The sequence below is a fragment of the Streptomyces rubellomurinus genome, assembly GCF_000961885.1.
In the GTDB taxonomy this organism is placed as follows: Bacteria; Actinomycetota; Actinomycetes; order Streptomycetales; family Streptomycetaceae; genus Kitasatospora; species Kitasatospora rubellomurina.
On sequence record NZ_JZKH01000019.1, the window covers coordinates 66,647 to 92,214 of the forward strand.

Annotated in this window: 19 protein-coding genes; 15 read left to right on the forward strand and 4 right to left on the reverse strand. The window is 74.0% G+C overall.

Features of this window, described 5'->3' with window-relative positions; translation table 11 throughout:
* The first annotated feature begins 11 nt into the window (after positions 1-11).
* Positions 12-920: a patatin-like phospholipase family protein gene (locus VM95_RS12225; protein ID WP_045695361.1), complete on the forward strand. Its 909-nt coding sequence runs from the start codon at positions 12-14 to the stop codon at positions 918-920.
* Here the strand turns inward: VM95_RS12225 and VM95_RS12230 are convergent.
* Both VM95_RS12230 and VM95_RS12235 read right to left on the reverse strand, forming a co-directional pair.
* Entirely contained in the window at positions 898-1,656 is a 759-nt protein-coding gene (locus VM95_RS12230) for a class I SAM-dependent methyltransferase (RefSeq protein ID WP_045695364.1), read from the reverse strand. The two genes, VM95_RS12225 and VM95_RS12230, sit on opposite strands and share 23 nt — an antisense overlap.
* A 74-nt stretch (positions 1,657-1,730) precedes the next feature.
* The gene (locus tag VM95_RS12235; RefSeq protein ID WP_045695365.1) at positions 1,731-2,702 is read right to left on the reverse strand and encodes a helix-turn-helix transcriptional regulator; all 972 of its coding nucleotides are present in this window, start codon (positions 2,700-2,702) and stop codon (positions 1,731-1,733) included.
* 275 nt (positions 2,703-2,977) lie between these two features.
* Between VM95_RS12235 and VM95_RS38795 the strand changes: the two genes are divergently transcribed.
* The gene (locus VM95_RS38795) at positions 2,978-6,847 is read left to right on the forward strand and encodes a hypothetical protein (RefSeq protein WP_052707323.1); all 3,870 of its coding nucleotides are present in this window, start codon (positions 2,978-2,980) and stop codon (positions 6,845-6,847) included.
* Positions 6,848-6,914: 67 nt separating this feature from the next.
* Positions 6,915-7,559, forward strand: a complete 645-nt coding sequence (locus VM95_RS12245; protein ID WP_045695366.1) for a hypothetical protein — start codon at positions 6,915-6,917, stop codon at positions 7,557-7,559.
* 67 nt (positions 7,560-7,626) lie between these two features.
* Here VM95_RS12245 and VM95_RS42460 read toward each other — a convergent pair whose 3' ends face one another.
* Entirely contained in the window at positions 7,627-8,928 is a 1,302-nt protein-coding gene (locus tag VM95_RS42460) for a COG1470 family protein (protein WP_078859812.1), read from the reverse strand.
* A 203-nt stretch (positions 8,929-9,131) separates the two neighbouring features.
* Between VM95_RS42460 and VM95_RS12255 the strand changes: the two genes are divergently transcribed.
* From VM95_RS12255 to VM95_RS12270, 4 genes are all read left to right on the forward strand, one after another.
* Positions 9,132-9,800 (forward strand): response regulator transcription factor, encoded by a 669-nt coding sequence (locus VM95_RS12255; RefSeq protein WP_045695369.1) that lies wholly within the window; start codon positions 9,132-9,134, stop codon positions 9,798-9,800.
* A 153-nt stretch (positions 9,801-9,953) separates the two neighbouring features.
* A complete protein-coding gene (locus tag VM95_RS12260; protein WP_045695371.1) occupies positions 9,954-13,592 on the forward strand; it encodes a CARDB domain-containing protein in 3,639 nt (1,212 codons plus the stop codon).
* Positions 13,593-13,596: 4 nt separating this feature from the next.
* Positions 13,597-14,214, forward strand: coding sequence for a Pvc16 family protein (locus tag VM95_RS12265; protein ID WP_045695374.1), 618 nt, complete (start codon positions 13,597-13,599; stop codon positions 14,212-14,214).
* Entirely contained in the window at positions 14,211-16,304 is a 2,094-nt protein-coding gene (locus VM95_RS12270) for an ATP-binding protein (protein WP_045695377.1), read from the forward strand. The genes VM95_RS12265 and VM95_RS12270 overlap by 4 nt, the downstream gene beginning before the upstream one ends.
* A gap of 220 nt (positions 16,305-16,524) precedes the next feature.
* Here the strand turns inward: VM95_RS12270 and VM95_RS38800 are convergent, their stop codons facing one another.
* Complete coding sequence (locus tag VM95_RS38800; protein ID WP_052707324.1) at positions 16,525-17,976, reverse strand: serine/threonine-protein kinase; 1,452 nt, start codon at positions 17,974-17,976, stop codon at positions 16,525-16,527.
* Positions 17,977-18,303: 327 nt separating this feature from the next.
* On the opposite strand from VM95_RS38800, the gene VM95_RS12280 reads away from it, so the two are divergent.
* From VM95_RS12280 to VM95_RS12310, 8 genes are all read left to right on the forward strand, one after another.
* Positions 18,304-18,996, forward strand: a complete 693-nt coding sequence (locus tag VM95_RS12280; RefSeq protein WP_045695379.1) for an eCIS core domain-containing protein — start codon at positions 18,304-18,306, stop codon at positions 18,994-18,996.
* A 178-nt stretch (positions 18,997-19,174) separates the two neighbouring features.
* Positions 19,175-20,737 (forward strand): phage tail sheath family protein, encoded by a 1,563-nt coding sequence (locus VM95_RS12285; protein WP_045695381.1) that lies wholly within the window; start codon positions 19,175-19,177, stop codon positions 20,735-20,737.
* A gap of 24 nt (positions 20,738-20,761) precedes the next feature.
* Complete coding sequence (locus VM95_RS12290) at positions 20,762-21,205, forward strand: phage tail protein (protein WP_045695383.1); 444 nt, start codon at positions 20,762-20,764, stop codon at positions 21,203-21,205.
* Between the two features lie 53 nt (positions 21,206-21,258).
* Positions 21,259-21,741, forward strand: coding sequence for a hypothetical protein (locus tag VM95_RS12295; protein ID WP_045695385.1), 483 nt, complete (start codon positions 21,259-21,261; stop codon positions 21,739-21,741).
* Positions 21,738-21,893, forward strand: coding sequence for a DUF6760 family protein (locus VM95_RS43215; protein ID WP_167352912.1), 156 nt, complete (start codon positions 21,738-21,740; stop codon positions 21,891-21,893). The genes VM95_RS12295 and VM95_RS43215 overlap by 4 nt, the downstream gene beginning before the upstream one ends.
* Before the next feature lie 97 nt (positions 21,894-21,990).
* Positions 21,991-24,330, forward strand: coding sequence for a hypothetical protein (locus VM95_RS12300; RefSeq protein WP_157882074.1), 2,340 nt, complete (start codon positions 21,991-21,993; stop codon positions 24,328-24,330).
* Between the two features lie 25 nt (positions 24,331-24,355).
* Positions 24,356-24,790, forward strand: coding sequence for a phage tail protein (locus VM95_RS12305; RefSeq protein WP_045695391.1), 435 nt, complete (start codon positions 24,356-24,358; stop codon positions 24,788-24,790).
* A 13-nt stretch (positions 24,791-24,803) separates the two neighbouring features.
* Positions 24,804-25,568: a CIS tube protein gene (locus tag VM95_RS12310; RefSeq protein ID WP_045695393.1), complete on the forward strand. Its 765-nt coding sequence runs from the start codon at positions 24,804-24,806 to the stop codon at positions 25,566-25,568.

Genomic DNA, 25,568 nt, shown 5'->3' on the forward strand with positions numbered 1-25,568 from the left:
GGGGGACCGTCATGCACGCACTCGACCGCACGCTCGACCGCGCACTCGACCGCGCGCTCGTCCTGGGTGCCGGAGGTTCGGTCGGCACGGCCTGGACGGCCGGGCTCGCCGGCGGGCTGCGCCGAGCCGGGGTGGACCTCGGGGAGGCCGACCTGTTCGTCGGCACCTCGGCCGGCGCGATCACCGCGGCCCTGCTGGCCACCGGCCAGGACCCCGACCGGCTCGCCACTCCGGTGCGCCCCACCGGCCCCGGCGCCGGCCGCCCCCAGGTGGACGGGCGGCGCCTCGGCGAGGCGTTCGCCGTGCTGGGGAACGCCGCTGACGACCCGGACGGCGCGCGGCGCCGGGTGGGGCGGATCGCGCTCGCCGCCGAGACCGGCCCCGAGGAGGCGCACATCGCCCGGATGCGCGGCATGGTCGGCGCCGACCACTGGCCGGACCGGCGGCTGCTCATCCCCGTGACGGACGCCGAGACCGGTGAGCAGAGGGTCTTCGACCGGGCGAGCGGCGCCCCCCTGGCCGCCGCCGTGGCCGCGGCCACCGCCTTCCCCGGCATCTACCCGCCGATCACCGTCGACGGCCGCCGGTACCTGGACGGCTCCCTGCGCTCGGCGACCAACGCCGCACTCGCGGCCGGGGCCCGGGTGCTCGTCGTGATCGACCCCCAGGCGCACCTGTTCCCCCGCGAACTGCTCGACCGGGAGCTGGCGGTGGCCGCGGCGCACACCGTACTGACCGTCGAGCCCGACCCGGCGGCGCTGCGCGCCTTCGGCCCGGACCTGAACGACCGGACGGCCTGGGAGCCGTCCTACCGGGAGGGCCTGCGTCAGGGCGCCGAGGCCGCCGAACGCCTCCGCCCCGCCTGGACGGCGGGAGCCGGCCCGCACCGAGCGGGCGTCAGGGCCGGCGCGCCTCGATGAGGAAGCGGGCCGAGTGGGCGACGAACGGCCCCTCGGCCCGGATCAGCGCGTCGAGCTCGCGCAGGCGCTCGCGGTGGGCGTCGACGGTGAAGCCCGGCACCATCCAGATCACCTTGCGCAGGAAGTAGACCACCGCGCCGATGTCGCGGAACTCGATCCGCAGCCGCTCGGAGCGCAGGTCCACCACCTCCAGCCCGGCGGCCCGGGCCTCCTCCACGGCGGCCTCCGGACGCCGGCCGAGGCGGGCCCGCGGCTGCGGGCCGAGGAAGTACTCGACCAGTTCGAACACCGAGGCCGGGCCGACGTGCTGCGCGACGTAGCTGCCGCCGGGGCGCAGCACGCGGGCGATCTCCGGCCACCACACGGTGACCGGGTGGCGGCTGGTCACCAGGTCGAAGGAGCGGTCGGCGAAGGGCAGCGGCGGTTCGTCGGGATCGGCCACGACGACCGCGCCGAGCGGGTGCAGCAGGGCGGCGGCGCGGGCGACGTTGGGCGGCCAGGCCTCGGTGGCGACCATCGTCCGGGGGAAGCGGTCGGCCACCCCGGCCAGCACCTCGCCGCCCCCGGTCTGCACGTCGAGCGCCGCCGAGGCCCGGGCCAGCCGCTCGCCCAGCAGCCGCTGGTACCCCCAGGACGGGCGCTGCTCGGTGGCCCGGCCGTCCAGCCAGGAGAAGTCCCACCCGTCGACCGGGGCCGCGGCCGCCTCGTCCACCAGGTCCTCGAACGTGCGCTTCATGCGGACCATCCTGTCCCGCCCGCCGCCGGGATGCCACGCGATGACGCCCCGGGACCCTGCGGCGGGCGGAGGGTTCAGAGCCAGCCCCTGTGCGCGGCCTTGATCCCGGCCTCGAAGCGGCTGCTGGCGCCGAGGCGTTCCATGATCGACGACATGTGGCGTCCGACGGTGCGCGAGGAGATGCCCAGGCGCTGGCCGGCGGCGTCGTCGGTGAGGCCGGAGCCGAGCAGGCGCAGCAGTTCGCGCTCGGTGGCGGTGAGGCCGGTGCGGGGGTCCTCGGGCTGGGCGGCGCCGAGCGGGACGGCGGTGCTCCAGGCCTGGTCGAAGAGGTCGACCAGCGCGGCGAGGATGCCGGGTTCGGTGACGTAGAGGGCGCCCTTGCGGTGGTGCACGGGGTCGATCGGGACGAGTGCCTGGCTGCGGTCGATGATGACCATCCTGGGCGGGATGGTGGCGGCGGTGCGGACCTCGCCGCCCTGGCTGAGCAGCCAGTGGGCGTAGGTGGCGGCGTGCGGCTGGTTGCGGGTGGAGTCCTGGTAGAGGGTGCGGATCGCGATGCCGCGCGAGCGGGCCTCGGCGTCGGTGGCGCGGCTGGCGAGGAGGTCCTCGGGGCGCTGGTCGCCGGGCTGGCTGCCGAGGGCCTCGGTGGTGGCGCTGCGGCCCATCCGCTCCAGCCGGGCCTGGATGGCGTCCATGCCGAGCAGGCGTTCGCCGTGGGTCGTGCGGTGCTCGGCGCGATCCGCGACCAGGCGCGTGACGGCCGCCCGTGAGGCCGCCAACTTGGCCTGCCGGGCGGCGAGTTCGGCTTCCTCCCGGGTGAGGATGTCGGCCAGGCCGATCTCGGGGCTGACGGCGCGCAGCTGCCCGGGGCGTTCGGCGGAGGCCCGGACCAGGGTGAGCCGGGCCAGTTCGTCGAGGTGGTCGTGCACCTGGACGGTGGTCAGCTCGCAGTGCGCGGCGATTTCGTCCACGCCGAAGGCGGGGTGGTCGAGCATGGTCTGGTACACCGTCGTCGCGCCGGCCGTCACGCCGAGTACTTCCAACATGGCATCCCCCCCGGGTCACCGGCCGCCTCCCGGATGGGCGGCCGGTCGTATCCAACCGTTGTTCGGCGATCGACTCAAGATCCGATTCGGTGCCTTCGTCACGGTCTGGGGACACATGGGTGGGGGTTCGGTGCCGATTTGGTGCCGGAAAGTGTCATGTCGTCAACACGTTGTCCGGTTCCCATCGGGCCGGGGGCGTCCGGCCGGGAAGGTGTGCCCGTTCCGCTGCCCGATCGGGCTGCGGGCGCGCCGGTGACGCGGGCCACGATCGGGGGATGGGGACCTCGGTCGAGCGGGGCCGGCAAGGGGCCGGCGAAGCCGTCCCGCACCGTCGCGGCGCGGCCCCCGGCCCCGGCGTGGCGGACGGGTCCACGGCCGTTCCCGGGCCGGCGGTGCAGGCGGTGCAGGCGGTGCCGGATCGGGCCGGGCCGTCGCCGTCCTCGCCGTCGCCGCTGAGCCGGGCGACCGCGCAGCGGCTGCAACGCGCGGTGGGCAACCGCGCGGTCGCGGCGCTGGTGGCGTCCCGCCGCGCGGGGCCCGACGCCGGTCCGTCCTCCGCGCCGCCCGGGGCCCACACCGGCGAGGCACGCCCGGAGCCGGCCGCCGCGCTGCCGGTGCAGCGCCGCGCGGCCGGCGCGCGGGCTCCCGCCGCGTCGTCGGCGAGGTTCCAGACGGTGGCGTCGGACGTGCGGAACAAGAAGAGGGCCCTCGCGGCGCATCCGCCGGCGGCGAGGACGGCGAACGCCGCGCAGGCCGCCGCGAAGCCGCCCGCCGACGACAGGGTCGCGCAGGGCAAGGCGGCGAACGCGGAGAAGATGAACGCCGCCCAGCCGGGCACCTTCGACAAGGCCGCCTTCGTGCGCGCCGTGAACGAGGCCATCAGCGCACAGGCCCCCAAGAACCTCGACGAGGCGGACAAGTTCAGCGGCTCGGGCAAGGCCGCCGCGGTGAAGGGGCACGTGCAGGGTCAGGTCGCGGACGGGAAGAAGCGGTCGGCCGCCGCCATCGAGACCACGACGAAGGCGGCGCCCGACACCTCGGCGGCCAAGGAGAAGCCGGTCACGCCGCTGGCCCCGCAACCCGCGGCCGCCAACCCCGGCGCCCCCGACGCATCGTACGCGGTGCCGGACAAGGCCCCGCCCGCGGCGACGGACTTCTCGGCCGGGCCGAAGCAGGTCGACCAGCAGATGGCCGACGCGCAGGTCACCGAGGCGCAGCTCGCCAAGTCCAACGAACCGGCGTTCACCGCCGCGCTGAAGGACAAGAAGGCCGGCGAGCAGCACGCCGCCACCGCTCCGGGGCAGGTGCGGGCCGCCGAGAGCAAGACCCTGACGACGGCGAAGGCCGCCGCCGCCACGGCCGGGGCCACCGCGATGAGCGGGCTGACCGCGGTCCGGCAGCAGACGGACACCCAGGTGCGGCAGGGCCAGGAGGACACCCGGACCGGCGACGAGAAGAAGCGGGCGGACGTCACCGCGAAGCTGCAGACGGTCTTCGACGCGACGAAGACCGAGGTCGAAGCCATCCTGTCCGGCCTCGACAAGAAGGTCGACGACGCGTTCACCGCGGGCGAGAAGGCCGCGCGGGACGCCTTCACGGCGGACCACAAGCACCGCATGGACGAGTACAAGCACAAGCGGTACTCGGGTTTCACCGGGAAGCTGAAGTGGGTCAAGGACAAGTTCGCCGGGCTGCCCGCCGAGGCCGACCAGATCTTCGTCACGGCCCGGCAGGGCTATGTGACCCGGATGCAGTCGGTGATCTCCGGGGTCGCGGACGTCATCGGCGCCGAGCTGAACCGGGCGAAGCAGCGGATCGCCACCGGCCGTCAGCAACTGCAGGCCGAGGTGCGGAAGTTGCCGGCGGACCTGCAGGCCATCGGTAAGGAGGCCGCCGGGCAGTTCGCGGGGAAGTTCGACTCCCTCACCGAGAGCGTGGACGCCAAGGGCCAGGAGCTGGTGCAGACCCTGGCGGACAAGTACAACTCCGCGCTCAAGGAGGTGGACGCGGAGATCGAGGCGGAGAAGGAGAAGAACAAGGGCCTGATCGCCAAGGCCGTCGACGCGGTCAAGGGCGTCATCACCACCATCCTCCACCTCAAGGACCTCCTGCTCGGCGTCCTCGCCAAGGCCGCGCACGCGGTGATGGCGATCCTCAAGGACCCGATCGGCTTCCTCGGCCACCTCGTCTCCGCGGTCGGCGCCGGTCTGAGGAACTTCCTCGCCAACATCGGCACCCATCTGAAGAAGGGACTCGTCGGCTGGCTGCTCGGCGCCATGTCCGGCGCCGGGCTGCAGGTGCCGGCGAAGTTCGATCTGCGCGGCATCCTGTCGATGATCGCGTCCCTGCTCGGGCTGACCTGGGGGGCGATCCGGGGCCGGATCGTCGCGAAGGGCGTACCGGAACAGGCGATGAGCGCGGTCGAATCCGGCGTGCCGCTGGTGGCGAAGCTGCAGTCCGAGGGCGTCGCGGGGGTCGAGGAGGAGATCAAGGAGCAGGTCGGCGACCTGAAGGAGAACCTCCTCGGCAAGATCTCCTCGTACCTGATCCCCACCGTGCTCATGGCCGGCATCACCTGGATCATCAGCCTGCTGAATCCCGCCAGCGCGTTCATCAAAGCCTGCAAGATGATCATCGACATCATCACGTTCATCGTCGAACGCGGCGCCCAGATCATCGAGTTCGTCAACGCCGTCCTCGACTCCGTCATCGCCATCGCGGGTGGCGGCGGCGGAGGCGTCCCCGGACTGATCGAGGGCGCCCTGGCCAAGTCCATCCCCGTGCTGATCGGCGCCCTCGCCGCGATCCTCGGCATCGGCGGCATCGCGAACAAGGTCAAGAGCTTCTTCCAGGCCCTGTCCAAACCGGTCATGAAGGCCGTCGACTGGATCGTCGGCAAGATCGTGAAACTGGGCAAGGCCATCTGGGCCAAGCTCAAGGCGGCCGGCAGGAAGGTCAAGGACAGGTTCGGCGGCAAGAAGGACGACGGCCGGAAGACACCCGGCAAGGACACCCCGGGCGCGGATCTTCCGCTCCCGTCGAAGCCGTTCTCCACCCGCGACGGGGAGCAGCACCGGGTGCTGTTCACGGGGCACGGCGCCTCGGCGGAGCTGAAGGTGCACAGCGTCGAGCAGCGCATCGCGGACTTCTTCCAGTCCTGGGCCACGGAAGTCGGCAAGCTGCCCGACGCGAGCCCGGAGAAGGCGCAGCAGTCCCAGGCGATGACCGCCGCGAAGGCGAAGTCCGACGACGTCGAGAAGCGGAAGGACGCGCTGGGCAGGAACGGCGCGGCCGGCCCGCAGCGGCAGGCGGACTACGACGCGCTGGTCGGCGACATGGCCGCCCTCGCGCGGCTGCTCGCGGCCCGCAGCCCGAAGCCGCCGATGCCGCCGCCCGTGCTGCCGCCGTTCTCCAACGGCGTGCTGGCCACGGGATTCAAGGCGCAGTACCTGCCCAAGGACATCGCGACGATCCATCCCGGCGAGAAATCGACCAAGAACGACGGTGCGACGCTGCGCGGCTGGAGCGTCGTCGGCCTCAACAACCTCAACCCGCCGAATCAGATGACCTGGGTGAAGATGCACCTGCTGCCCGAATATCTCGGCGGAAAGGCCACCGACTCCAACCTTGTCGTGGCCCTCGGAACAACGAACACGAACTTCCACTACGGCATCGAGAAGCCGGCCGCAGACGCTCTGAGCCTCGGCCACGAGGACATGATCTGGTACGAGGTCGACGTCAGTACCCATGCGCGCCCGGACGGATTCCTGAACGGGATCACGGTGCGCTGGGGCGGCTACGAGGTGAAGGGTGGTGACTGGCACCCCAAGGCGGCGGCGCTGGTGCTTCCCTCACCCCCTCAGCCGACGCCCACCGGAGTGAATCCGCTGAGGCTGAACGAGATCAGCTCGCGCGGCTGGAAAGGCCTCAGCAACGCCATCTTCGGAGCCAAGGTCGAGGAGGCGTTCTCCCAGCTGGTCATCAACGAAATCGCGAACGGCGGTCCTTTCGACGCGAATAACGTCACCGCCCTGAGAGTGAGAATAACGACCGCGAACAACAGGAGAAATTCGAGCATAGACGGAATTCAGGGCAAGGTGAACGACTTGATCGCGGCGATCAACGCGGGACGCATCCAGCTCTAAGCGGACGGAGCAGTGAGAGAAGATGGTCGACCCTGACCCCACACCCATCGAGCGTCGATTCCTCGACATGGTCACAGCGCTGAAGCAGAGCGACGCGATCGACGTCCGCCGCGAAAGGAAGGGCGCGGTCAGCGACGTGGTCGAGGATTCGACGGCCGGCTTCTCCCTGCTCCAGGAGCTGTTCGGGGTCACCCTCGAGCCCGGTCTCAAGGACCACCACGTCCGCTACTACGAGCTGGGACTCCAGTGGTACGCGGCCGGTGCCTCCGCGCACGCGGGCGGGGAGTTCGTCCTGCGCGAACTGGTTGACGCCATCATGTCCGGCCCGCCCGACGCCGGAAGTGTCCGCGACGACGAGGAGATCGAGCTGTTCAAGGAGCTGCGCGTGATCGACTACCTGCCGGACAGTGGGGAAACCGCCTTCGCCGCCGTCCGGCTGGTCGGCGGTGCCATCGCGCCGCGGACGTGGGTGTTCTGGTTCCCGCACGGGGCCTTCGAGCTCGAACTGGACTACCCCGGCTACCTGGAGGCGCTCCTGCTGACCAGGGGCCTCTACGGCTGGCAGTTCCTCTACGCGGACGTGCGCCTCGCCGAGCCGGAGTACGCCCCGCTGGTCGACCTGATCCGCACCGGCCTCGACTTCCTGACGGAGGCCCTGCCCGATCCCCGCTACGCGGAGCTGGAGACCCGGCTGGCCGAGCGGCTGCGCTGAGCGGCCCCCGCCGCGCGTGCGCCGGTGGGGCCCGGGCCGTGGCCCGGACCCCACCGGCGACGCGAGGTCACTCCAGCGACCCGCTCAGCAGGGCCGCCGCCGAACAGTCGGACGGCGCCGGGCCGCTGAGCGGCTGGCCGGGGCGGCCGCAGGTGACAGTGACGGTCAGCTTCTGCTTCTCGCCGATCAGGATCGGCGAGGCCCAGTGGAAGTCCTGCTCCCGGAAGTTCTCCAGCGCCGGGGCCAGCAGCGGGGTGTCGCCGACGGCGATGGTGATGGTGCCCGAGTCGCCCTGCGGGTTCTCCAGGACGAGGTCGGTCAGCCGCAGCGTCTTGCCGTCCGGCACCTGGTAGCTCTCCGCGTGGGTGGCTCCGGCCGGGGCGGTGGCCTTGAGCCGCTGGGAGAACAGCGCGGCCCCCGGGGCCGGCACCAGGCCGGTGCCCGGGCTCGCCGCCGGTCGCGGGGAACCGCTCGCCCCGCCGCCCGCCGCCTGCTGCGCGCCGGCCGCCGCCTGCTGCGCCGCCGCGGCCGCGCCCTGGGCGTCGGCGGCCTTCTGCTTCGCCTCCGAGGCCTGCGACTGGGCCGCCGTGACGGACCCGGCGACGGCGTTCTTCGCGGTGGAGCGGACGGCCGGGCGCAGCACCCCGAACCACATCCCCGCCAGCGCGCCCGCCACCACGGCCACGGCGATCGCCGTCTTCAACAGCCCCCTGGGCGCCATCGGTTGCTGGAGGTACGTGCCGTCCAGCGGGATCGGCTCGCCCTCGGCGGGCGTCACCACCACCTGGAAGGCGTGCGGCATGTCCTGCCCCCGCCACACCCGGCGGCGCGGGCGGACGTCGGACCGGACGAAGGCCGCCCGGCCCGGCTCGACCGTGGTCGCGGCGGACGGGACGGCGAAGGTGAGCGCATCGCGCCGGTCACTGCCGGCCAGGGTCACCGACACCGGCCGGTTGCCCCGGTTGTCCACGGCCACCTGGTGCCGCCCGCGCCCGCGCCCCTGCGACATCCGGGGCGTCAACTCCGCGGTCAGCCCGTCGAACGGCAGCACCTCGACGACGCCCTCGGGCACCACGGCCTCGTCCGGCCGCTCCTGCGGCAGCACCCGAACTCCGAACGCGACCGGCCCGGCCGACGTCGAACTCTCGCGCGGCGGGCGGAACTTCAGGACGACCCGGCCGGCCGTCCCGGGGTAGAGCGAGAGCGTCTCCGGATCCACGACCGTCCAGGCCCCGGCCGGGCCGAGCACCTCGAAGCGGTAGGCCTCGACGAGCTCACCGCCGTTGCGCACCTCCAGCGAGAGTTGGGCCTCCTCCCCGGGCAGCACCGAGGCGGTGGACGGATCGAGGTGGGCCGATGTGGTGGTCATGCGCCGAGGGTAGGAAGCGGCCCGGCCGCGGTCAGGTGCCCGGCGGCCACACTTCCGGGCAGTGGTGCTGCCCGTTAAGTCTTTGTGAAGTGCCTGATGATTCGCCGGGTGTTGACTCGTCGGGGGACGGGGCGGCCGGCGCCGCGCCGGCCCGTGGACCTTGGGCGCCCGGCGACGGCCGGGCACGGGAGGACGGGGAACGCATGCGGTACCACGGCAACGGCGACCTTACCTGGATTCCGGTCCGGATCAGCGCACAGGACCCGATCACCCGCGCGGGGCTGGCGGGCCAGCTGCGCCCCCGCCCCGAGATCCGCCTGCTGGGAGAGGGCGAACCGACGGAGCCGGTGGAGGTCGACGGGGAGCCGGTGGTGGTCCTCGTCGCGGTGGACCGGGTCGGCGAGGAGGAGCTGCGGACGCTCCGTCAACTCCGCTGCTCGGCGGCCGGGCGGATCGTCCTGGTCGGCACCGAGCTCGACGACGCCGGGCTGGTGGCCGCCGTGGAGTGCGGCGTGGTCGGGGTCGTCCGGCGGAAGGAGGCGACGGCCGAGCGCCTGGTGCAGGTGATCTCGGCGGCGGCGCGCGGCGAGGGGAGCGTCCCGGCGGACCTGCTCGGCCGCCTGCTGGAGCAGGTCGGCCGCCTGCAGCGCCAGGTGCTCGACCCGCGCGGCCTCGCCTTCACCGGCCTCGCGCCGCGCGAGGTGGAGGTGCTGCGGCTGGTGGCGGCGGGCCGCGACACCGCCGAGATCGCCGAGGAACTGTCCTTCTCCGAAAGGACGGTGAAGAACGTCCTGCACGAGGTCACCACCCGCCTCCAACTGCGCAATCGCTCGCACGCGGTGGCGTACGCGATGCGCGAGGGCCTGATCTGACGCCCTTTCGGGCAGCCACCGCTACCCGGACCGCTGCCCCGGCCGCTGCTGCCGACCGGGCCGGGGCCGGTCAGGGTTGCGCTGAGGAGGAATATCCGGATGCCGTCGGCTCGCCCCCCCCGGGCGCGCGGGAGGAACCGTCCGGGGGACACGGTGCGACGCGTACTCACTCACGGCCGGCTCCGGCGGCCCTTCCTGGCGCTGCTCTCGACGGCCCTGGTGGCCGCCCTGCTGGCGACGATGACCGCGGCGATCGGCTCCGGACGGCCGGAGCCGATGGCACCCGCCGCGGCCGAACCCGCGCCGGGGCGGATCGCCTACACCTCCGACGACCAGGACCACCGCACCCTCGCCCTGGTCGGCACCGGCCGGCCGACGGCCCTGCTCGACGGCGGCCAGGCCGGCGACGACTGCCAGCCGGCCGTCCGGGGCGACGCCGTCGTCTGGGTCAGCACCCGCAGCGGCACCGGCGAGAGCCTGCTCGGGCGGCAGGGCGCCGGGCCGGTCAAGGTGCTGCTGGAGCGCGAGGGCTGGCGGATCAAACACCCGGCCCTGTCCCCGGACGGCGCCTGGGTGGCCTTCACCTCCTGGCAGAGCGACCCGACCGGGTGGGACCCCTCCCAGGACTGGTGCCGGCAGACGGCCGCGGCGGACGCGCCCACGGGCTCGGGCGACGACCGGACCCCGTCGATCTGGCTGGCCAGGACGGACGGCAGTCAGTTGCGCCGCGTGGCGGTCGGCGGCGGCTGGGCGAGCTGGTCGCCGGACGGCGGCGCGCTCGCCTACGAGCAGGCCGGGAAGATCTTCCGCATCCCGGTCGCGCCGGGCGGCACGCCGGTGCGGGTCGACACCGGCACCGGCGAGGCGCACCGCCCGGCCTGGGAGCCGCGGGCCGGCGCCGGACACGACCGGATCGCCTTCGTCACCGGCCAGGACGGGTACCGTGAGTTGGCCCTGGTCCCGGCCCGGGGCGGCGGGGCCGTCCAGCTGATTGCCCGGGGCGGCAAGGAACCGGCCGTCGCCGAGGACGTCACCTGGTCCCCGGACGGCACGTCGCTGGCGTTCCTGTCCAACGACCTCTTCCGCGTCGACCCGGCGAGTGGCTGCCCGACCTGCGCCGGCACCACGGTGGACGTCAGCTCCTTCGACGGCGTCGAGTCGGCCGGCTGGTACGCCCCGCCGGGCGGCGCGCCGACGATCCTGATCACCGGGCGGACGTACGGGGAGCGGATCGAGAGCGTCCACCCGGGGCCACCGCTGGACCGGCTGGACCTGCGGCCCCAGACGGACTGGCGGGAGACCACGGCCGACCCGGCCTACTCGCCGGACGGACGGCGCCTCGCCTACGCCCTGAGCGTCTACGGCCCGGACGGGCGGGCGCCCACCCGCATCCTGGTCGGCGACGCCGCCGACCCGACGCACGCCACCGTGCTCTCCGGCCCCGGGATCGACCAGGGCCGGCAGCAGTCCGCGCCCGCCTGGTCCCCGGACGGGAAGAGGCTCGCCTTCGTCCAGCAGAACCTCTGTAGCGAGTGCAACGCCGAGCAGAAGGTCGTCGTGGTGGACGTGACCGACGGCGTCGACAAGGCGAAGCCGGTCCTGACCGTCCCCCCGCGGACGGAGAGCGGATCCCGCTGCACCTCCCGGGACTTCGACCCCGCCTGGTCGCCGGACGGCGGCCGGCTCGCCTTCTCCCGCGAGAGCGACTGCGTACCGATCATCAAGCTGACCGGGGCCGCGGCCGCCCCGGCGGCGGCCACCGTCTACGGCATCCGCCACCTGTGGTCGGTCGAGACCGGCGCCGGAGGGGACCAGCACGACCTCACCGCCGCCCAGTGCGGCGACCCGCAGTGCCCGGTCCGCGACGCCCGCCCGGCCTACGCTCCGGACGGCAGCGGCCTGGCCTTCGGCCGCCGCCTGCTGGCCGCCCGGCCCGACCCGTCGCCCTCGCCCACGCCCACCCCCACGCGCACCTCGCCCTCACCCACGCCGCCCCCGTGCCTCAACGGCTGCCTGCGGGCCGGCCCGACGCCCGCCGGCGCCCCGCTGCAGGTGGTGCTGGAGCTCGGCGCGGACGGCCGGGCCTGCCGCAGCGTGGTGCCGTCCGCCGCGAGCTGCCCGAACGTCGGCCCGGTCAACGGCACGCCGCTGCCGGACGTGCCGCTCCGGCAGCCCGCCGCCCCGGCCTGGTCGCCGGACGGCAAGCAGCTCGCCGTCGACGTCGCGGTCCGCGAGGACGGGCCCGGCGTCGCCGTCCAGCCCCGCCGCGTCCCGTCCGACTACCGCCGGATCGCCGTCGTCGACCCGGCGACCGGAGCGGGCCGCACCCTGCCGGTGCGCGCCGGCGCGAGCCACACCCGGCCCAGCTGGCAGCCCACCGCCGACCTCGCCGTCGGCCTGACGCCCGACCAGCCGCAGCTCTCCCGCGGCGGCACCACCGACCTGACCCTCACCGTCACCAACCTTGGCCCCGGGTACGCCAAGGGCGTCACCGCCGAGCCGGCCCTGCCCGCCGGGCTCCGGGCGGTCGGCGCGCCGGTGCCCTCCCAGGGCAGTTGCTCGCCCGCGCCGTACCACTGCGCGCTCGGCGGACTGGCCGCGGGCGCCGCCGCGACCGTCCGGATCACCGTCCAGGGCACGGCGGCGGGCGCCCAGCGGGCCACCGCCCAGGCCGGCGCGGAGACCCTCGACCCGAGGGCGGAGAACGACCGCGCCGAGGCCGTGATCACCGTGCTCGCGCCCGACCTGGTCGTCACGGCGTCGGCGACGCCGCCCACGGCGGCGCCGGGCGAGCCGGTCACCGTGACGTTCACCGTCCGCAACCGGGGCGAGGGGACGGCCGCCGGCGTGACGCTGACACCCGTCGTGCCGCCGCAGCTCCGGGTGATCTCCATCTCGCCCGCCTGCCCGTCCACCGGGTGCGCGCTGGGCGACCTCGGGCCCCGGGGCGAGGCGACGGTGACGCTCGTCCTGGTCGGGGACACCGCGTTCACCGGTCAGGTCACCGGCACCGTCACCAGCGCCAACGGCGAACCGGTCACCGCGAGCGCGGCCGTCACCATCACCGCGCCCGGTCCCACCGCCACGCCCACCGCCCCACCCACCGGCACTCCCACGGCCACGCCCACCGCCACCCCGCCCGACACCCGGCTGCCCGACCTCGCCGTCAGCGCCGCCGCCGCGCCGGCGCTGATCCGCACCGGGCAGCAGGCCACCGTCACCCTGACGGTCCGCAACGGCGGCGCCGTCCCCGCGCCCGGGGTCGCCCTGGCCCTCACCCTGCCGGCCGGCCTCCGCCTGGACTCGGCCACCCCCGCCTGCCCGACCGGCCGCTGCCCGCTCGGCCCCCTCGCCCCCGGGGCCTCCGCCACCGTGACCCTCACGGTGACCGGCCTGACCGCCGGGACCGCCACCGTGAGCGGCACCGCGACCGCCGACCGGGGCAACGGCGCCACCGCCTCCACCACCCTCACCGTCCTGCAACCGACCGTGCGGCTCGACCCGAGGGTCGGCCCGCCCGGGATCGTCACCCTCGCCCACGGCAGCCAGTTCCCGCCCGGAACCACCGTCCGCCTGCGCTGGAGCGCCGGGGTGACGGCCGACAGCGCGCCGGTGGTGGTGGCCGGGGACGGCACCTTCACCGCACCCGTCCTGGTGCTCGTCCAGGACACCCTCGGCCCGCGCGAGCTGGTCGCCACCCTGCCCGACCTGCCCGCCTTCGGCGAAGTGCGCAGCGCCTTCACCGTCGTCCCCGGAGTGCTCCAGCCCCGGCCGTACGAGGAACGGCGGTAGGCCGGTGATCCACGAGGTCGACGAATCGCTGCGCACCCTGGTGCGGGCCGGGGCCCTCGCCGGGGCGGACGTCGACGTGGTCCTCGACGCGCCCACCCGGGAGTGGGCGGCCCGGCGCAACACACCGACCGTCAACCTCTACCTCTACGACATCAGGGAGGACGTCCGACGCGGCTCCCGGGGGCGGCAGAACGTCTACGACGAGCAGGGCACGGTGGTCGCCCGCACCCTGCCGCCCCGGTACTTCAAGCTCTCCTACCTGATCAGCGCCTGGACCCAACGGCCCGAGGACGAGCACCGGTTGCTCTCCGCGCTGCTCGTCTGCTTCCTGCGCCACCCCGCGCTGCCCGCCGACTCCCTCGGCCCCGCCCTGGCCGCCACCGGGCTGCCGATCCCGATCGGCATCGCCCTGCCGCCGCCCGAGGACCGGGCCTTCGCCGACGTGTGGACGGCGCTCGGCGGAGAGCTGAAGCCCTCGCTGGACGTGGTCGTGAGCGTGCCGGTCACCGCGGCCCCGGTCTACCCGGCCGGACCGCCGGTGGAGGACGGCCTCGTCCTGCGCAGCGGCGCGCTCGAACCCCCCGCCGCGGCACCCCGCCCCGTGCGACGGAGGGCCAGGTGACCGACCCCGGCCTCGCCCACCTGCTGGAGCGGATCGCCCTCGTCGAGGAACGGGTCCGCCGGGCCGTCACCGTCCGCCGGGCCGACGACCCCGAGCCGGACGACCCGTTCCGGGGCCTCTACCTCTCCGACGAGACGGTGCGCCGGCTCCTCGACGAGCCGCGTGCCCTCCCGGCGCCCGACGAGATCGACGAGGAGCGCCTGGCGGCCGCCGAGCACCGGGCCGACGACGCCGAACGGGCCGGCGCGCACCTGCGACTGCGCTGCCTGGCCCGGGAGTTCGCGCTCCCGCCGCTCGACGTCGAACTGCTGCTCATCGCCCTCGCCCCCGACCTGGACGGCCGCTTCGAACAGCTCTACGGGTACCTCAACGACGACGTGACCCGCCGCCGGCCCACCGCCGGGCTCGCCCTGGCGCTGTGCGGGGTCCCGGCCGCCTCGGCCGCCGCACGCGGGCGGCTGCACCCGGCCGCGCCGCTGCTCGCCCGGGGGCTGCTGCTGGTGGAGGAGGGGGAACGGCCCTTCCTCGGCCGGTCGTTGCGGGTGCCCGACCGGGTCGCCGGGCACCTGCTCGGGGACGACACGCCCGACCACCGGCTGGCCGACCTGCTGACGCCGCTGACGGCGCCGACGCCGCTGACGGCGGGCGACGTCCACGAGCGCGGCCCCGCCGAGCGCCTCGGGGCCGCCCTCGCGGCCGGCCTCCACCTCGCGTACCTGCGGGAGCCCCCCGGCGGCTCGGCCCGCGCCCTCGCCGTCGAGGCGCTGCGCGTCGCCGGCCGCCGGGCACTCGCCCTCGACCTCACCCAGCTCGCCCGGGACCCGGCCGCGCCGGAGGCGGTCGTCGCGGCCGGCCGGGAGGCGGGCCTCGCCGGGGCCGGCCTGGTGGCCGGTCCTGTGGCCACACCGGAGGGCGAACGGCCCGCCCTGGTACGGGCGTTGGCCGCACTGCCGGTGCCGGTCCTGTTCACCGGGCGGGTGTCCTGGGAGCCCGAGTGGTCGCCCGCCGTCCCGCTCCTGGTGGAGGTGGCCCGGACCGGCGCCGCGACCCGAGCCGCGCTCTGGCGGGCGGCGCTCGACCGGGTGGCACCGCAGGGGGCGGCCGTCGACCAGGACGCGGCGGCGGCCTTCGTGCTCACCCCGGACCAGGTGGAGCGGGCCGCCCGCACCGCGCACCAGCAGGCCGTGCTCTCCGGCGGCCCGCTCACCGGGGCCCACCTGCTGCACGGCGCCCGGGCGCAGAACAGCGCCGGGCTGGAGCGCCTGGCCCGCCGGATCCGGCCCACGGCCGGCTGGACCGACCTGGTCCTGCCCCCGCCCGCGCTGGCCCGGCTGCACGAGCTCGCGGCCCGGGCCCGCCACCGCGACCGGGTGCTCGGCGACTGGGCGATGCGGCCCGGCGGCGGGCGCGGGCGCGGCGTCATGGCCCTGTTCGCCGGCGACTCGGGCACCGGGAAGACGATGTCCGCCGAGGTGATCGCCGGTGACCTCGGCCTCGACCTCTACACCGTCGACCTCGCCACCGTCGTGGACAAGTACGTCGGCGAGACCGAGAAGAACCTGGAACGCATCTTCACCGAGGCCGCCGGGGTCAACGCCGTGCTGCTCTTCGACGAGGCCGACGCGATCTTCGGCAAGCGCTCCGAGGTCAAGGACGCCCACGACCGCTACGCCAACGTCGAGAGCGCCTACCTGCTCCAGCGGATGGAGTCCTTCGACGGCCTGGCCGTCCTCGCGACCAACCTGCGGGCCAACCTCGACGACGCGTTCACCCGCCGGCTCGACCTCGTGGTGGACTTCCCCCGTCCCGGGCCCGAGCAGCGGACGGCGCTCTGGGAACGCTGCCTCGGGCCGTCGCTGCCGCGCGCGGGGGACCTCGACCTCGAATTCTGCGGCACGTCCTTCGAGTTGGCGGGCGGAGACATCCGCTCGGCCGCCGTCACGGCCGCCTACCTCGCCGCCGAAGCCGGCCGCCCGGTAGCCATGGCCGACCTGATCGCGGCGGTGGCCCGCGAATACCGCAAGCTCGGACGGCTCTGCCTGGAGAGCGAGTTCGGACCGTACGTGGCACTGGCGCACGACGCCCCGTAGCTGCCCCGTAGGGCCTGTCTCCTGGATTTTGCCGGATCAGCGCGCGGCATCAGGGTGCGTGCATCGTAAGGCGGAGGTGGGGGCACCTCCCGGCCGAAGGCTGGGGGCCATTGGCGACCGACGACAACGCGGCGAGATGCGTGCCCTGGCCTTGCGCGTCCGGCAAGGATCCAAGAGACAGGCCTTACGACTCGGTCCGCGATTTTGGCCCCTGGAGGCGTCACGGCTCCGGGCAGGATTTGGCGCGCGCCAGCTCGTTGTCGGTCAGACCAGGCACCGTGGGGGCGCTGCTCGGTGAAGCAGCGAACCGGCTGGAGGCCCCGGAAGTCGAGGCTGCGACTTCCGGGTCGTGAGTCGTCTCGTCCGGCGTGGGCGGGGCGGCTAGGAGCGCGTCCGGGGAGACCCGTGAGGGTTGGGCGATCACGGAGCCGGTGTTCGGGTCGCTGACTCTCTTGCAGAGCCTGGCCCAGGCGTCGAGGTCCCTGATGGTCGCGTCGGCGTCGTTCAGGCTGTCGACCGAGAAGGTCTTGGTGACCTGCGCTTGCTCGTACTTCGGCAGGTACTTGAGCTCGATGTCCTGGTATTCGGCGTGCACCGAGGAAAGGCTGAGACCGACCAGGTTCCGGTTGACGCCCTGGTAGACGGCGACATGCCCGCCCTCCGCGCCGACATAGTACTGGTCCTGGGTCCACCGGTACCCGGCGTACCCGCCGCCGAGCGCACCCAAGGCGGCCAGGACGGCCAGAGCGATGGTCCAGCCTCTGCGGCTGCGCTGCCGTTCATGGCCGAGACGATGGTCTGGGTCCGGCCGTGATGATTGCGTGGGCGGTTTCGGGGTGCTGTGGGTCGTCCGGAGCTCGCGAAGGCGACTGTGGACGTCCCGTGCGGACTGTGGCCGCTGTGCGGGGTCGCGCTCCAGGAGCGCTGCTACGAGATCCGTCAGTCGGCTTGGTAGACCGGGCCGGAGCGAGTCGAGTCGCGGTGCGTCTTCGTCGAGTTTGTGGCGGATGATCGCCAGGGCATTGTGCCCGGTGAAGGGCGGTCGACCGGCAAGCATGGCGAACAGCACCCCACCGAGTGCGTACAAGTCCGATCGTTCGTCACCGCGTTCCGTGAGGAACTGCTCCGGCGCGCCGTATTCAGGGGTGCCGGCCGGTGTCAACTCGGAGGATCGCGCCAAGGTGAACATGGTGCGGGACAGCCCCGCGATCCCGAAGTCGACGACCTTCACGTGCCCATCGCGGGTGAGCATCACGTTGTGCGGCTTGATGTCGTAGTGGATGACCCGAGCCTGGTGGGCGGCTATGAGCGCCACACATATCGCCTCGGCGATATCCAACGCGAGAGCGGGGTCCAATGCCCCCTGCCTGCCGAGGAGATCAGCGAGAGTTTCGCCGTCCACCTTTTCCATGACAAGAAAGAGGATGTCCTCGTGCACGCCGCGGTCGTACATGGCGACCACGTTCGGATGGTTGATCTGAGCGACCGCAATGGCTTCGCGCTCGAACCGCAAGGGAAGTTCTGTGAGCGTCTCCCCGTCCAGGACAAGTGCCTTGAGCGCAATCTCGCGCTTGAGGGCCTGATCACGTCCGACCCACACCTCACCCATGCCACCGCGCCCGAGGCGCCTGATCAACTCGTAGCGCCCTGCGATCAGCTCTCCGTGCCTCATTCGGAACGCCCCCAGTGGTTCCTGAAGTACCGGGAACCAGGATACGAACGGAGAGGTCGCGGACAAGACGGATGATGGCGTAGCTCCATCGGACAGCCGGGGGAGACCACTCGGCCTTCGGCGAGACCCGCTTGTCGGTACGCATGGCCAGGCCGGCGCAGAAGGGAGCCGGACAGACGCCTCCGATCAACCGCTCAACGCGTCAAAGAGACACGCCTGGGGTGCCCCTTGGGGCAGCCGATCCTGCGCAGGCGGTGCCCCGGGACGCCTGGTGGTGCGCTCGGGCGGGCACGAGTCTGGTGGCAACCATGCGGGTTGGGGAGTGAGATGCGCGATCACGAACTCGGGGTCGACCAGGTCGTCGGATCCAAGCCCCGGACGGAACAGGCGCCCCAGGACGACCGCGCCGGGCTGCTGTTCCGGGCGGCGGCCGGCGGACGTGCCTCGGCGCTGGGCGCCGGCGGACTGCTCGGGCTGCAGCGCGCGGTGGGCAACGCCGCGGTCGGCGCGGCGCTGGAAGAGGAACGCTCACCGGTGCACGACGTCGTCGCCTCCGGTGGCAACTCCCTGGACGCGGACGTCCGTTCGGACATGGAGACGCGTCTGGGCCACGACTTCGGCGACGTCCGGGTGCACACCGACGCCGCCGCGCACGACTCCGCCAAGGCCGTCAACGCCCACGCCTACACGGTCGGTTCGCACATCGTCTTCCAGCGCGACGCCTACGACCCGGGCTCGCACCAGGGCCGGACGACGCTCGCGCACGAGCTGACCCACGTCGTGCAGCAGCGTTCCGGTCCGGTCGACGGCACCGCCGCCCCGGGCGGCATCGCGGTGAGCGACCCGGGCGACCGCTTCGAGCGGGAGGCGGCCGCCACGGCCGACCGGGTCATGGCCGAACCGGCGCCGGCCCCGGCCGTTCAGCGGGAGGCGGCGGCGGAGGAGGACGAAGAGGCGCCGGTGCAGGGCCTGTTCGTGCAGCGGGCCGAGGAGGCCGAGGAGGACGAGACGCCCGCCTGAGCGGCGCCGGCGGGTCGGGGCCGTCCCCCGGAGCGTGCCGCGGTGACGGGCCCGTCCGCCGCCGGTTGCCCGTTCGGGCAAGGACGGCTTCCCCGGCCGCCGTCCGGACGGCCGTGACCTTGGTCGGTGGGGCCAGCAGGCTGTGAGTGACCAGGTGGGCCTGAAGGGGGCTGAAGGGATGCCGTCGTATCTGTCGCCGGGCGTCTATGTCGAAGAGGTCGAGGCAGGCTCGCGCCCGATCGAAGGGGCCGGGACGGCCGTCGCGGCCTTCGTCGGGCTGGCGCCGCAGGGGGTGGCGAACACGCCCACGCTGGTGACCAACTGGAGCCAGTACACGAGGGAGTTCGGCGAGTTCGCCGAGGGCTGCTACCTCGCGCACGCGGTCTACGCCTACTTCCTCAACGGCGGCGGCTCCTGCTACGTCGTCCGGATCGGGGACGGGCCGGCGGCCGCGCAGCCGGCCCCGGCGCCGGTGCGTCGGGGCGGTGGCCGGGGCGCGCTGCCGGCCGGGTCGCGCGCGGCGCTCGGCGCGTTCCAGGTCGCCGCCCTGCCGGGCGCGGGGGAGGGCCTGACCGTCGAGGTGGCGGACGCCGGCGGCGAGTCGGCGGCCGAGGACGCGTTCACGCTGCGGGTCAAGCGCGGCGACCAGGTCGAGGAGAGCTTCGACGTCTCCGCCAAACGCGGCCAGCGCGGCTACGTCGTGACGGTGGTCCGGGAGCGCTCCAAGCTGATCGCCCTGGAGGAGAGCGCCGCGCAGGCCGTGGCCCGCCCGGACAATCAGGAGGTGGCCGTACCGGCCCCGGCACAGCCGCCCGCCGACGCGGCCGGCCCCGCGACGCCGGCCGACTACCTCGGCAGCGCCGACGACCGCACCGGCCTCGGCGGCCTGGAGGCGATCGACGAGATCACCATGGTGGCGATCCCGGACCTGATGGGCGCCTACGAGCAGGGCGCGCTGGACGCCGACCAGGTCAAGGCCGTGCAGCTGGCGCTGATCGCGCACTGCGAGCTGATGGGCAACCGGGTGGCGATCATCGACCCGCTGCCGGACCTGACCCCGCAGCAGGTCAAGGAGTGGCGTACGGTCGGGGCGGGCTACGACTCCAAGTACGCGGCGCTGTACTACCCGTGGATCAAGGTCGCGGACCCGGCGAGCGGCCGGCTGCGGTTCGTGCCGCCGAGCGGCGCGATGGCGGGCGTGTGGGCGCGCAACGACGAGAGCCGCGGCGTGCACAAGGCGCCCGCCAACGAGGTCGTGCGCGGCGCCGTCGACCTGGCCGTCAACCTGACCAAGGGCGAGCACGACCAGCTCAACCCCATCGGGGTCAACTGCATCCGGGCCTTCCCGGGCCGGGGCATCCGGGTCTGGGGAGCGCGCACCCTCTCCTCCGACCCGAGCTGGCGCTACCTGAACGTCCGTCGGCTCTTCAACTACCTGGAGGAGTCGATCCTGATCGGCACCCAGTGGGTGGTCTTCGAGCCGAACGACGACGCGCTGTGGGCCCGCATCCGGCGGACCATCTCGGCGTTCCTGGTCAACGAGTGGCGCAAGGGCGCGTTGTTCGGCCTCACCCCGGAGGAGGCGTTCTACGTCAAGTGCGACCGGGAGACCAACCCCGCCGAGGGGATCGACGCCGGGCAGGTGGTCTGTGAGGTCGGCATCGCGCCGGTGAAGCCGGCCGAGTTCGTGGTCTTCCGGCTGTCCCAGTTCTCCGGCGGGACCAGCCTCGTCAACGAGTGAGTGAGGAAAGGCGGTTAGCGCGCCATGGCACTTCCCGACCATGACAGCTCGGTCGGCCACTCCTTCGGCCTGGAGTTCGACGGTGTGGTGATCCGGCAGATCAGCGAGGTGACCGGCCTGAAGATGGAACAGGACGTCATCGAGCTCAAGCAGAACACGGCGGACGGCAAGTACCTGATCAAGAAGCTCCCGGGCCGTCCGAAGGCGGGCGAGGTGACGCTGACCCGCGGCCTGACCGGCGACAACAGCTTCGAGAAGTGGATCAAGGACTCCCGCTTCGGCAAGATGGCGCAGGTCAGGAAGGGCGGCGCGATCATCGTCTTCGACTACGAGGGCAACGCGATCAAGCGCTACAACCTGGTCAACGCCTGGCCGAAGAGCCTGGAGATCGGCTCGCTCAAGGCCGGCGACACCAGCGTGCTGACCGAGAAGATCGTCATCACGTACGAACAGATGGACGTTGCCTGACATCCTCCCCCGGCCGAGGCCCGGGGATTCCTCCGGAGAAGGGTGAGGCCCTGATGCGACGACAGATGGCCTCGGCCGCCGCCCCGCCGGAGGCGGCCCCGGGGGCTTCCGGCAGGTCCGCTGGTTCCCCCGCGGGTTCCCCCTCGGAGGGGCAGCGGCGGGAGCCCATGCGCACCGAGTTCGCCTTCGAGCTGCCCCGCGGGTACCTCGACGAGTCCGGCCAGCTGCACCGCGCGGGCGTGATGCGGCTGGCCACCGCGCGGGACGAGCTGGTGCCGCTGCGGGACGACCGGGTGCGGGAGAACCCCGCCTACCTGTCCGTGGTGCTGCTGGGACGGGTGATCACCCGGATCGGGGACGTCACGGACGTGCACGCGGGCGTCATCGAGGACCTGTTCGCCTCCGACCTCGCGTTCCTCCAGGACTTCTACCGCCGGATCAACGCCGAGGGCCACACCCGGGCCCAGGTCACCTGCCCGTCCTGCGCCTGCGACTTCGCGGTCGACCTCGCCGGCGGCCGCCTGGGGGAATCGTGACGTACGCGACCGAGCGGTTGTACGAGGAGGTCGCGTACGTCGCCTACCACTTCCACTGGCCGCTGGACTCCATCCTCGACCTGGAGCACCCCGAACGCCTCCGCTACCTCGCCCAGATCGGCCGGCTGAACGCGCTGGCCGAGGGGCGGTGAGCGACGGGTGTGGGGGTGGCTGAGGGGGTGGACGGCGGCTGCGCGGGGCGCGGAGCCCGCCGAGCCGGCCGTCACGGCACCGGTCGCGGAACCGGCCGTGTCACCGGTCGCACGGGAGCCGCGGCACGGCTGGCGGGAGGTGCCGGTGCAGCGGCTCACCTTCGGCGCGCCGTCGCTGGTCACCGATCCGACGGGCTTCCGGGGCGGGCTGGTGAGTTGGCAGGACCCGTCGTTCCTCGGACCGCTCGGGCACCTCGTGCACGCGGCGGCACCGGGCGGGACGGGGTACGGGCTGGCGGAGCCGGTGGGCGTGGGGCCACGGGCGGCCGCCGCGTCGGCGGCCGTCCAGCGCGTCCCGGACGGGACGGCGGACGTGGTGCCGGACAGGGCGCCGGACGTCGTCGCGCCGTTGGCCGGTGCCCGGCCGGTCCCGGGGGGTGCTCCCGAGGTGGTCGTGCCGGCGGCCCCGCGCGCGGCCATGACCGTGGTCGCCCGGTCGGTCGAACTGCCGGTCAGGACGCTGCCGGCGACCCCGCTGCGCCCGGTCGTCCAGCGCGCGGGCCGGCCGCTGCCCGAAGAGCCTGATCCAGTGGCGGCGGAGCCTCCGGCCGAAGCGCCTGCTCCGGTCGAGCCCCCGGCGCCGGACGCCGACGCCCCGAGCACGTCCGAGGCGCCTGCTCCGCTGACCGCAGGCGAACGGCCGCTCCTCGGCGATCGCCCGATGACCTCGTCCTCCTCCGCACCGCCGCAGCGAGTCGCGGCTCCCGAGAGTCCCATGGTGGCCGATCCGCCGCCGCCCAGGCCCCGGTTGGGGCTGGGCGCGCCGCTCTCCTCGCCTCCCGCCGTCCAGCGATCGGCGGGGCCGGTGCCGTCGCCGCCGCAGAACCCACGGCGGGCCGCCAGGGTCGGCGCACCGATCGATGCCGTCCCACCCACCGTGCAGCGGGCCGGGCAGGCTGATCCGGTCGGATCGCCGGCCGCGTCGCCACCCGCTGCGGACGGCTCTGGCCCGGCGCCGAGCGGGTCCCGGGCGGGGGAGGCGGTCGCGCCCGTGCAGCGTTCGGTGTCCCCGTCCTCGGAGGAGGCCGTGGCGCCGCTGTTGGGCGACGCGCCGCTCGTCCCGCAGGCCCTGCGCAGTGGTGACGCCCCGGCGGCGGAGGCCGGCACGCCTGGGACCACGCCGCTCCCGGCGCCGAGCGGGCCCCGGGCGGGGGAGGTGGTCGCGCCCGTGCAGCGCTCGGTGTCCCCGTCTTCGGAGGAGGCCGCGGGGCCGCTGGCGCCGCTGTTGGGCGACGCGCCGCTCGTCCCGCAGGCGCTGCGCACCGGTGACGCCCCGGCGGAGGAGGAGGCCGGTGCCCCCGGAACCACTCCGCTTCCGCCGCCGAGTGGGTCCCGGGCGGGGGAGGCGGTCGCGCCCGTGCAGCGCTCGGTGTCCCCGTCCTCGGAGGAGGCCGCGGGGCCGCTGGCGCCGCTGTTGGGCGACGCGCCGCTCGTCCCGCAGGCGCTGCGCACCGGTGACGCCCCGGCGGCGGAGAATGCCGGGGCCCCCGGAACCGCTGCGCTCCCGCCGCCGGCCCCTGCCGCGCCACTGCCCCTGCCCGTGCAACGAGTGACATCGATGGAGCCGGAGTTCGTCGGTGTCGTCGACCCGGCCGTGAGCGCGGCGCCCGGAGCCGCCGCGACCGGCCTGCTGGGCGAACACGGGCTGGAGCTCCGGTCCGCGCCGACCCCGAGGGCGACCGGGGCGGGCGAGCAGGCGCCGGCCGCCGGGCCCGCCACCGAACTGCCGGTCGTGCCGGTGGCTTGGGCTCCGCCGGTGCACGTCGAGCCCACCGGGGAGGTGCGTCGGCAGGCCTGGCCGGCGTCCGTCCAGCGATCCGCCGCCGGGGGCGGGGCAGTACACGCGCCCCAGCCGCTCACCGGCCGGGACCGACCGGCGCTGCCGCTACAAGGACTGAGTGCGCAGTACCGGACTGCTGTCCAGGCCGTACCCGTGCCGCCCTCGGGCGTTCGACAGCAGGCCCCCGTGGCCCGGCCCGGCGGCGCCCCGGCCGACGCCGGAACGGTCGCGGTGGCGGCAGGCATCGCGCAGCGGATGCCCGACGGATCGGTGCTCTTCGCCCCGCCGTCACCGCCGCCCGGGCGGCGTGCCGGGACGGAACTGCCGATCCAGCGCGCGGAGTCGCCCCCGACGTTCGAACCGCACGCCGCGCCCGCAGCCGAGCCGCCGGCCGACCCACCGGCCGGCCCACCCGTCCAGCGCGCGGAGTCACCCCCGTCGTCCGTGACGCCCCCGCACCCGCCCCCGCCCGTCACCCCGGCCGAGAGCACCGACGAACTCGTCCGCCGCCTGATCGACCCCCTCGGCCGCCTGCTGCGGGCCGAGCTCCGCCTCGACCGCGAGCGCGCCGGCCGGCGCTTCGACACCCACTACTGAACCCGCTACGAAGGGAGCACGCGCGATGGCCGACGAGGACCCGGCGGTGAGCGTCTGCTTCATCGTCGAGATCGACGACTTCAAGCTCGGCACCTTCAACAGCTGCGAGGGCCTCGGCTGCGAGGTGGTGATGGAGCAGCGCGAGGAGGGTGGGAACAACGGCTACGTCTGGCAGCTCCCGTCCCGCATCAAGTACTCGAACATCAAGCTCAGCCGCCCGGTCACCAAGGACACCGAGAAGGTCACCCGGTGGATCGCCGGCATGGTGTCCGGGGTCACGCGCAAGACCGGCCACATCAGCGCGATGACCGCGGACGGCCGGGTGGTGGCCCGGTGGAGCCTGCTGGACGTGGTGCCGGTCCGCTGGCAAGGGCCGTCGCTGAACCCGGAGACCGTCAAGGTCGCGACCGAGACGCTGGAGATCGCGCACCACGGCTTCCTCGATCCGGACCGGGCCTGAGGAGGGGTCGACGGTGTCGTCCTCGCCCATCGCCTTCTCCGCCGGGGCGGCCCACGGCGGACCGGCCGGTGCCCGGCCGAAGCTGGAGCACGCCTACCTCGAACTGCGCCACCCGCCCGCGGACGGCGGGACGACGACGCCCGGGCCCCGACTCGACAAGATCGACTTCCAGTTCAACCCCAAGGAGCTCGCCCTCACCAAGTCCGCGAAGTGGGAGCGCAAGACCTCCAAGGGCGCGCGGAAGGCGGGGCCGGTCGAGTTCACCGGTGCCGAGCCCAGCAAGCTGACGCTGGAGATGTTCTTCGACGCCACCGCCCACCAGGACGACCGGGTGGTCAAGGCCGTGGAGCAGCTCTTCGCCTGCTGCGTGCCGACGGCGCAGAGCCACGGCAAGCAACGGCCGGTGCCGCCCTGGGTGATCTTCCACTGGGGCGGGCTGACCGGGTTCCTCTCCTACATCAGCCAGGTCCAGGCGAAGTACACCCTGTTCACCGCCGGCGGCCTGCCGATCCGCGCCGTCTGCCAGGTGACCCTGGAGGAGATCAGTGGCGAACTGCCCGGCCAGAACCCGTCCTCGGGCGCCCTCGCCGCGCGGCGGGTGCACCGGGTGGTCGCCGGGGACACGCTCGCGCTGCTGGCCTGGCGCGAGTACGGGGACCCGGCCGCCTGGCGCGGGATCGCCGAGGCCAACGGCATCGACGACCCGATGCGGCTGCGGCCGGGCACCGAACTGCTGCTGCCCGGGCCGGACGAGCTCGCGCACCGAGGGAGGCACTGA

Coding starts and splice junctions, on each gene's coding strand:
- VM95_RS12225 (WP_045695361.1), top strand. CDS start 12: ATGCACGCACTCGACCGCACGCTCGACCGCGCACTCGACCGCGCGCTC.
- VM95_RS12230 (WP_045695364.1), bottom strand. CDS start 1,656: ATGAAGCGCACGTTCGAGGACCTGGTGGACGAGGCGGCCGCGGCCCCG.
- VM95_RS12235 (WP_045695365.1), bottom strand. CDS start 2,702: ATGTTGGAAGTACTCGGCGTGACGGCCGGCGCGACGACGGTGTACCAG.
- VM95_RS38795 (WP_052707323.1), top strand. CDS start 2,978: ATGGGGACCTCGGTCGAGCGGGGCCGGCAAGGGGCCGGCGAAGCCGTC.
- VM95_RS12245 (WP_045695366.1), top strand. CDS start 6,915: ATGGTCACAGCGCTGAAGCAGAGCGACGCGATCGACGTCCGCCGCGAA.
- VM95_RS42460 (WP_078859812.1), bottom strand. CDS start 8,928: ATGACCACCACATCGGCCCACCTCGATCCGTCCACCGCCTCGGTGCTG.
- VM95_RS12255 (WP_045695369.1), top strand. CDS start 9,132: ATGCGGTACCACGGCAACGGCGACCTTACCTGGATTCCGGTCCGGATC.
- VM95_RS38800 (WP_052707324.1), bottom strand. CDS start 17,976: ATGAGGCACGGAGAGCTGATCGCAGGGCGCTACGAGTTGATCAGGCGC.
- VM95_RS12280 (WP_045695379.1), top strand. CDS start 18,304: ATGCGCGATCACGAACTCGGGGTCGACCAGGTCGTCGGATCCAAGCCC.
- VM95_RS12285 (WP_045695381.1), top strand. CDS start 19,175: ATGCCGTCGTATCTGTCGCCGGGCGTCTATGTCGAAGAGGTCGAGGCA.
- VM95_RS12290 (WP_045695383.1), top strand. CDS start 20,762: ATGGCACTTCCCGACCATGACAGCTCGGTCGGCCACTCCTTCGGCCTG.
- VM95_RS12295 (WP_045695385.1), top strand. CDS start 21,259: ATGCGACGACAGATGGCCTCGGCCGCCGCCCCGCCGGAGGCGGCCCCG.
- VM95_RS12305 (WP_045695391.1), top strand. CDS start 24,356: ATGGCCGACGAGGACCCGGCGGTGAGCGTCTGCTTCATCGTCGAGATC.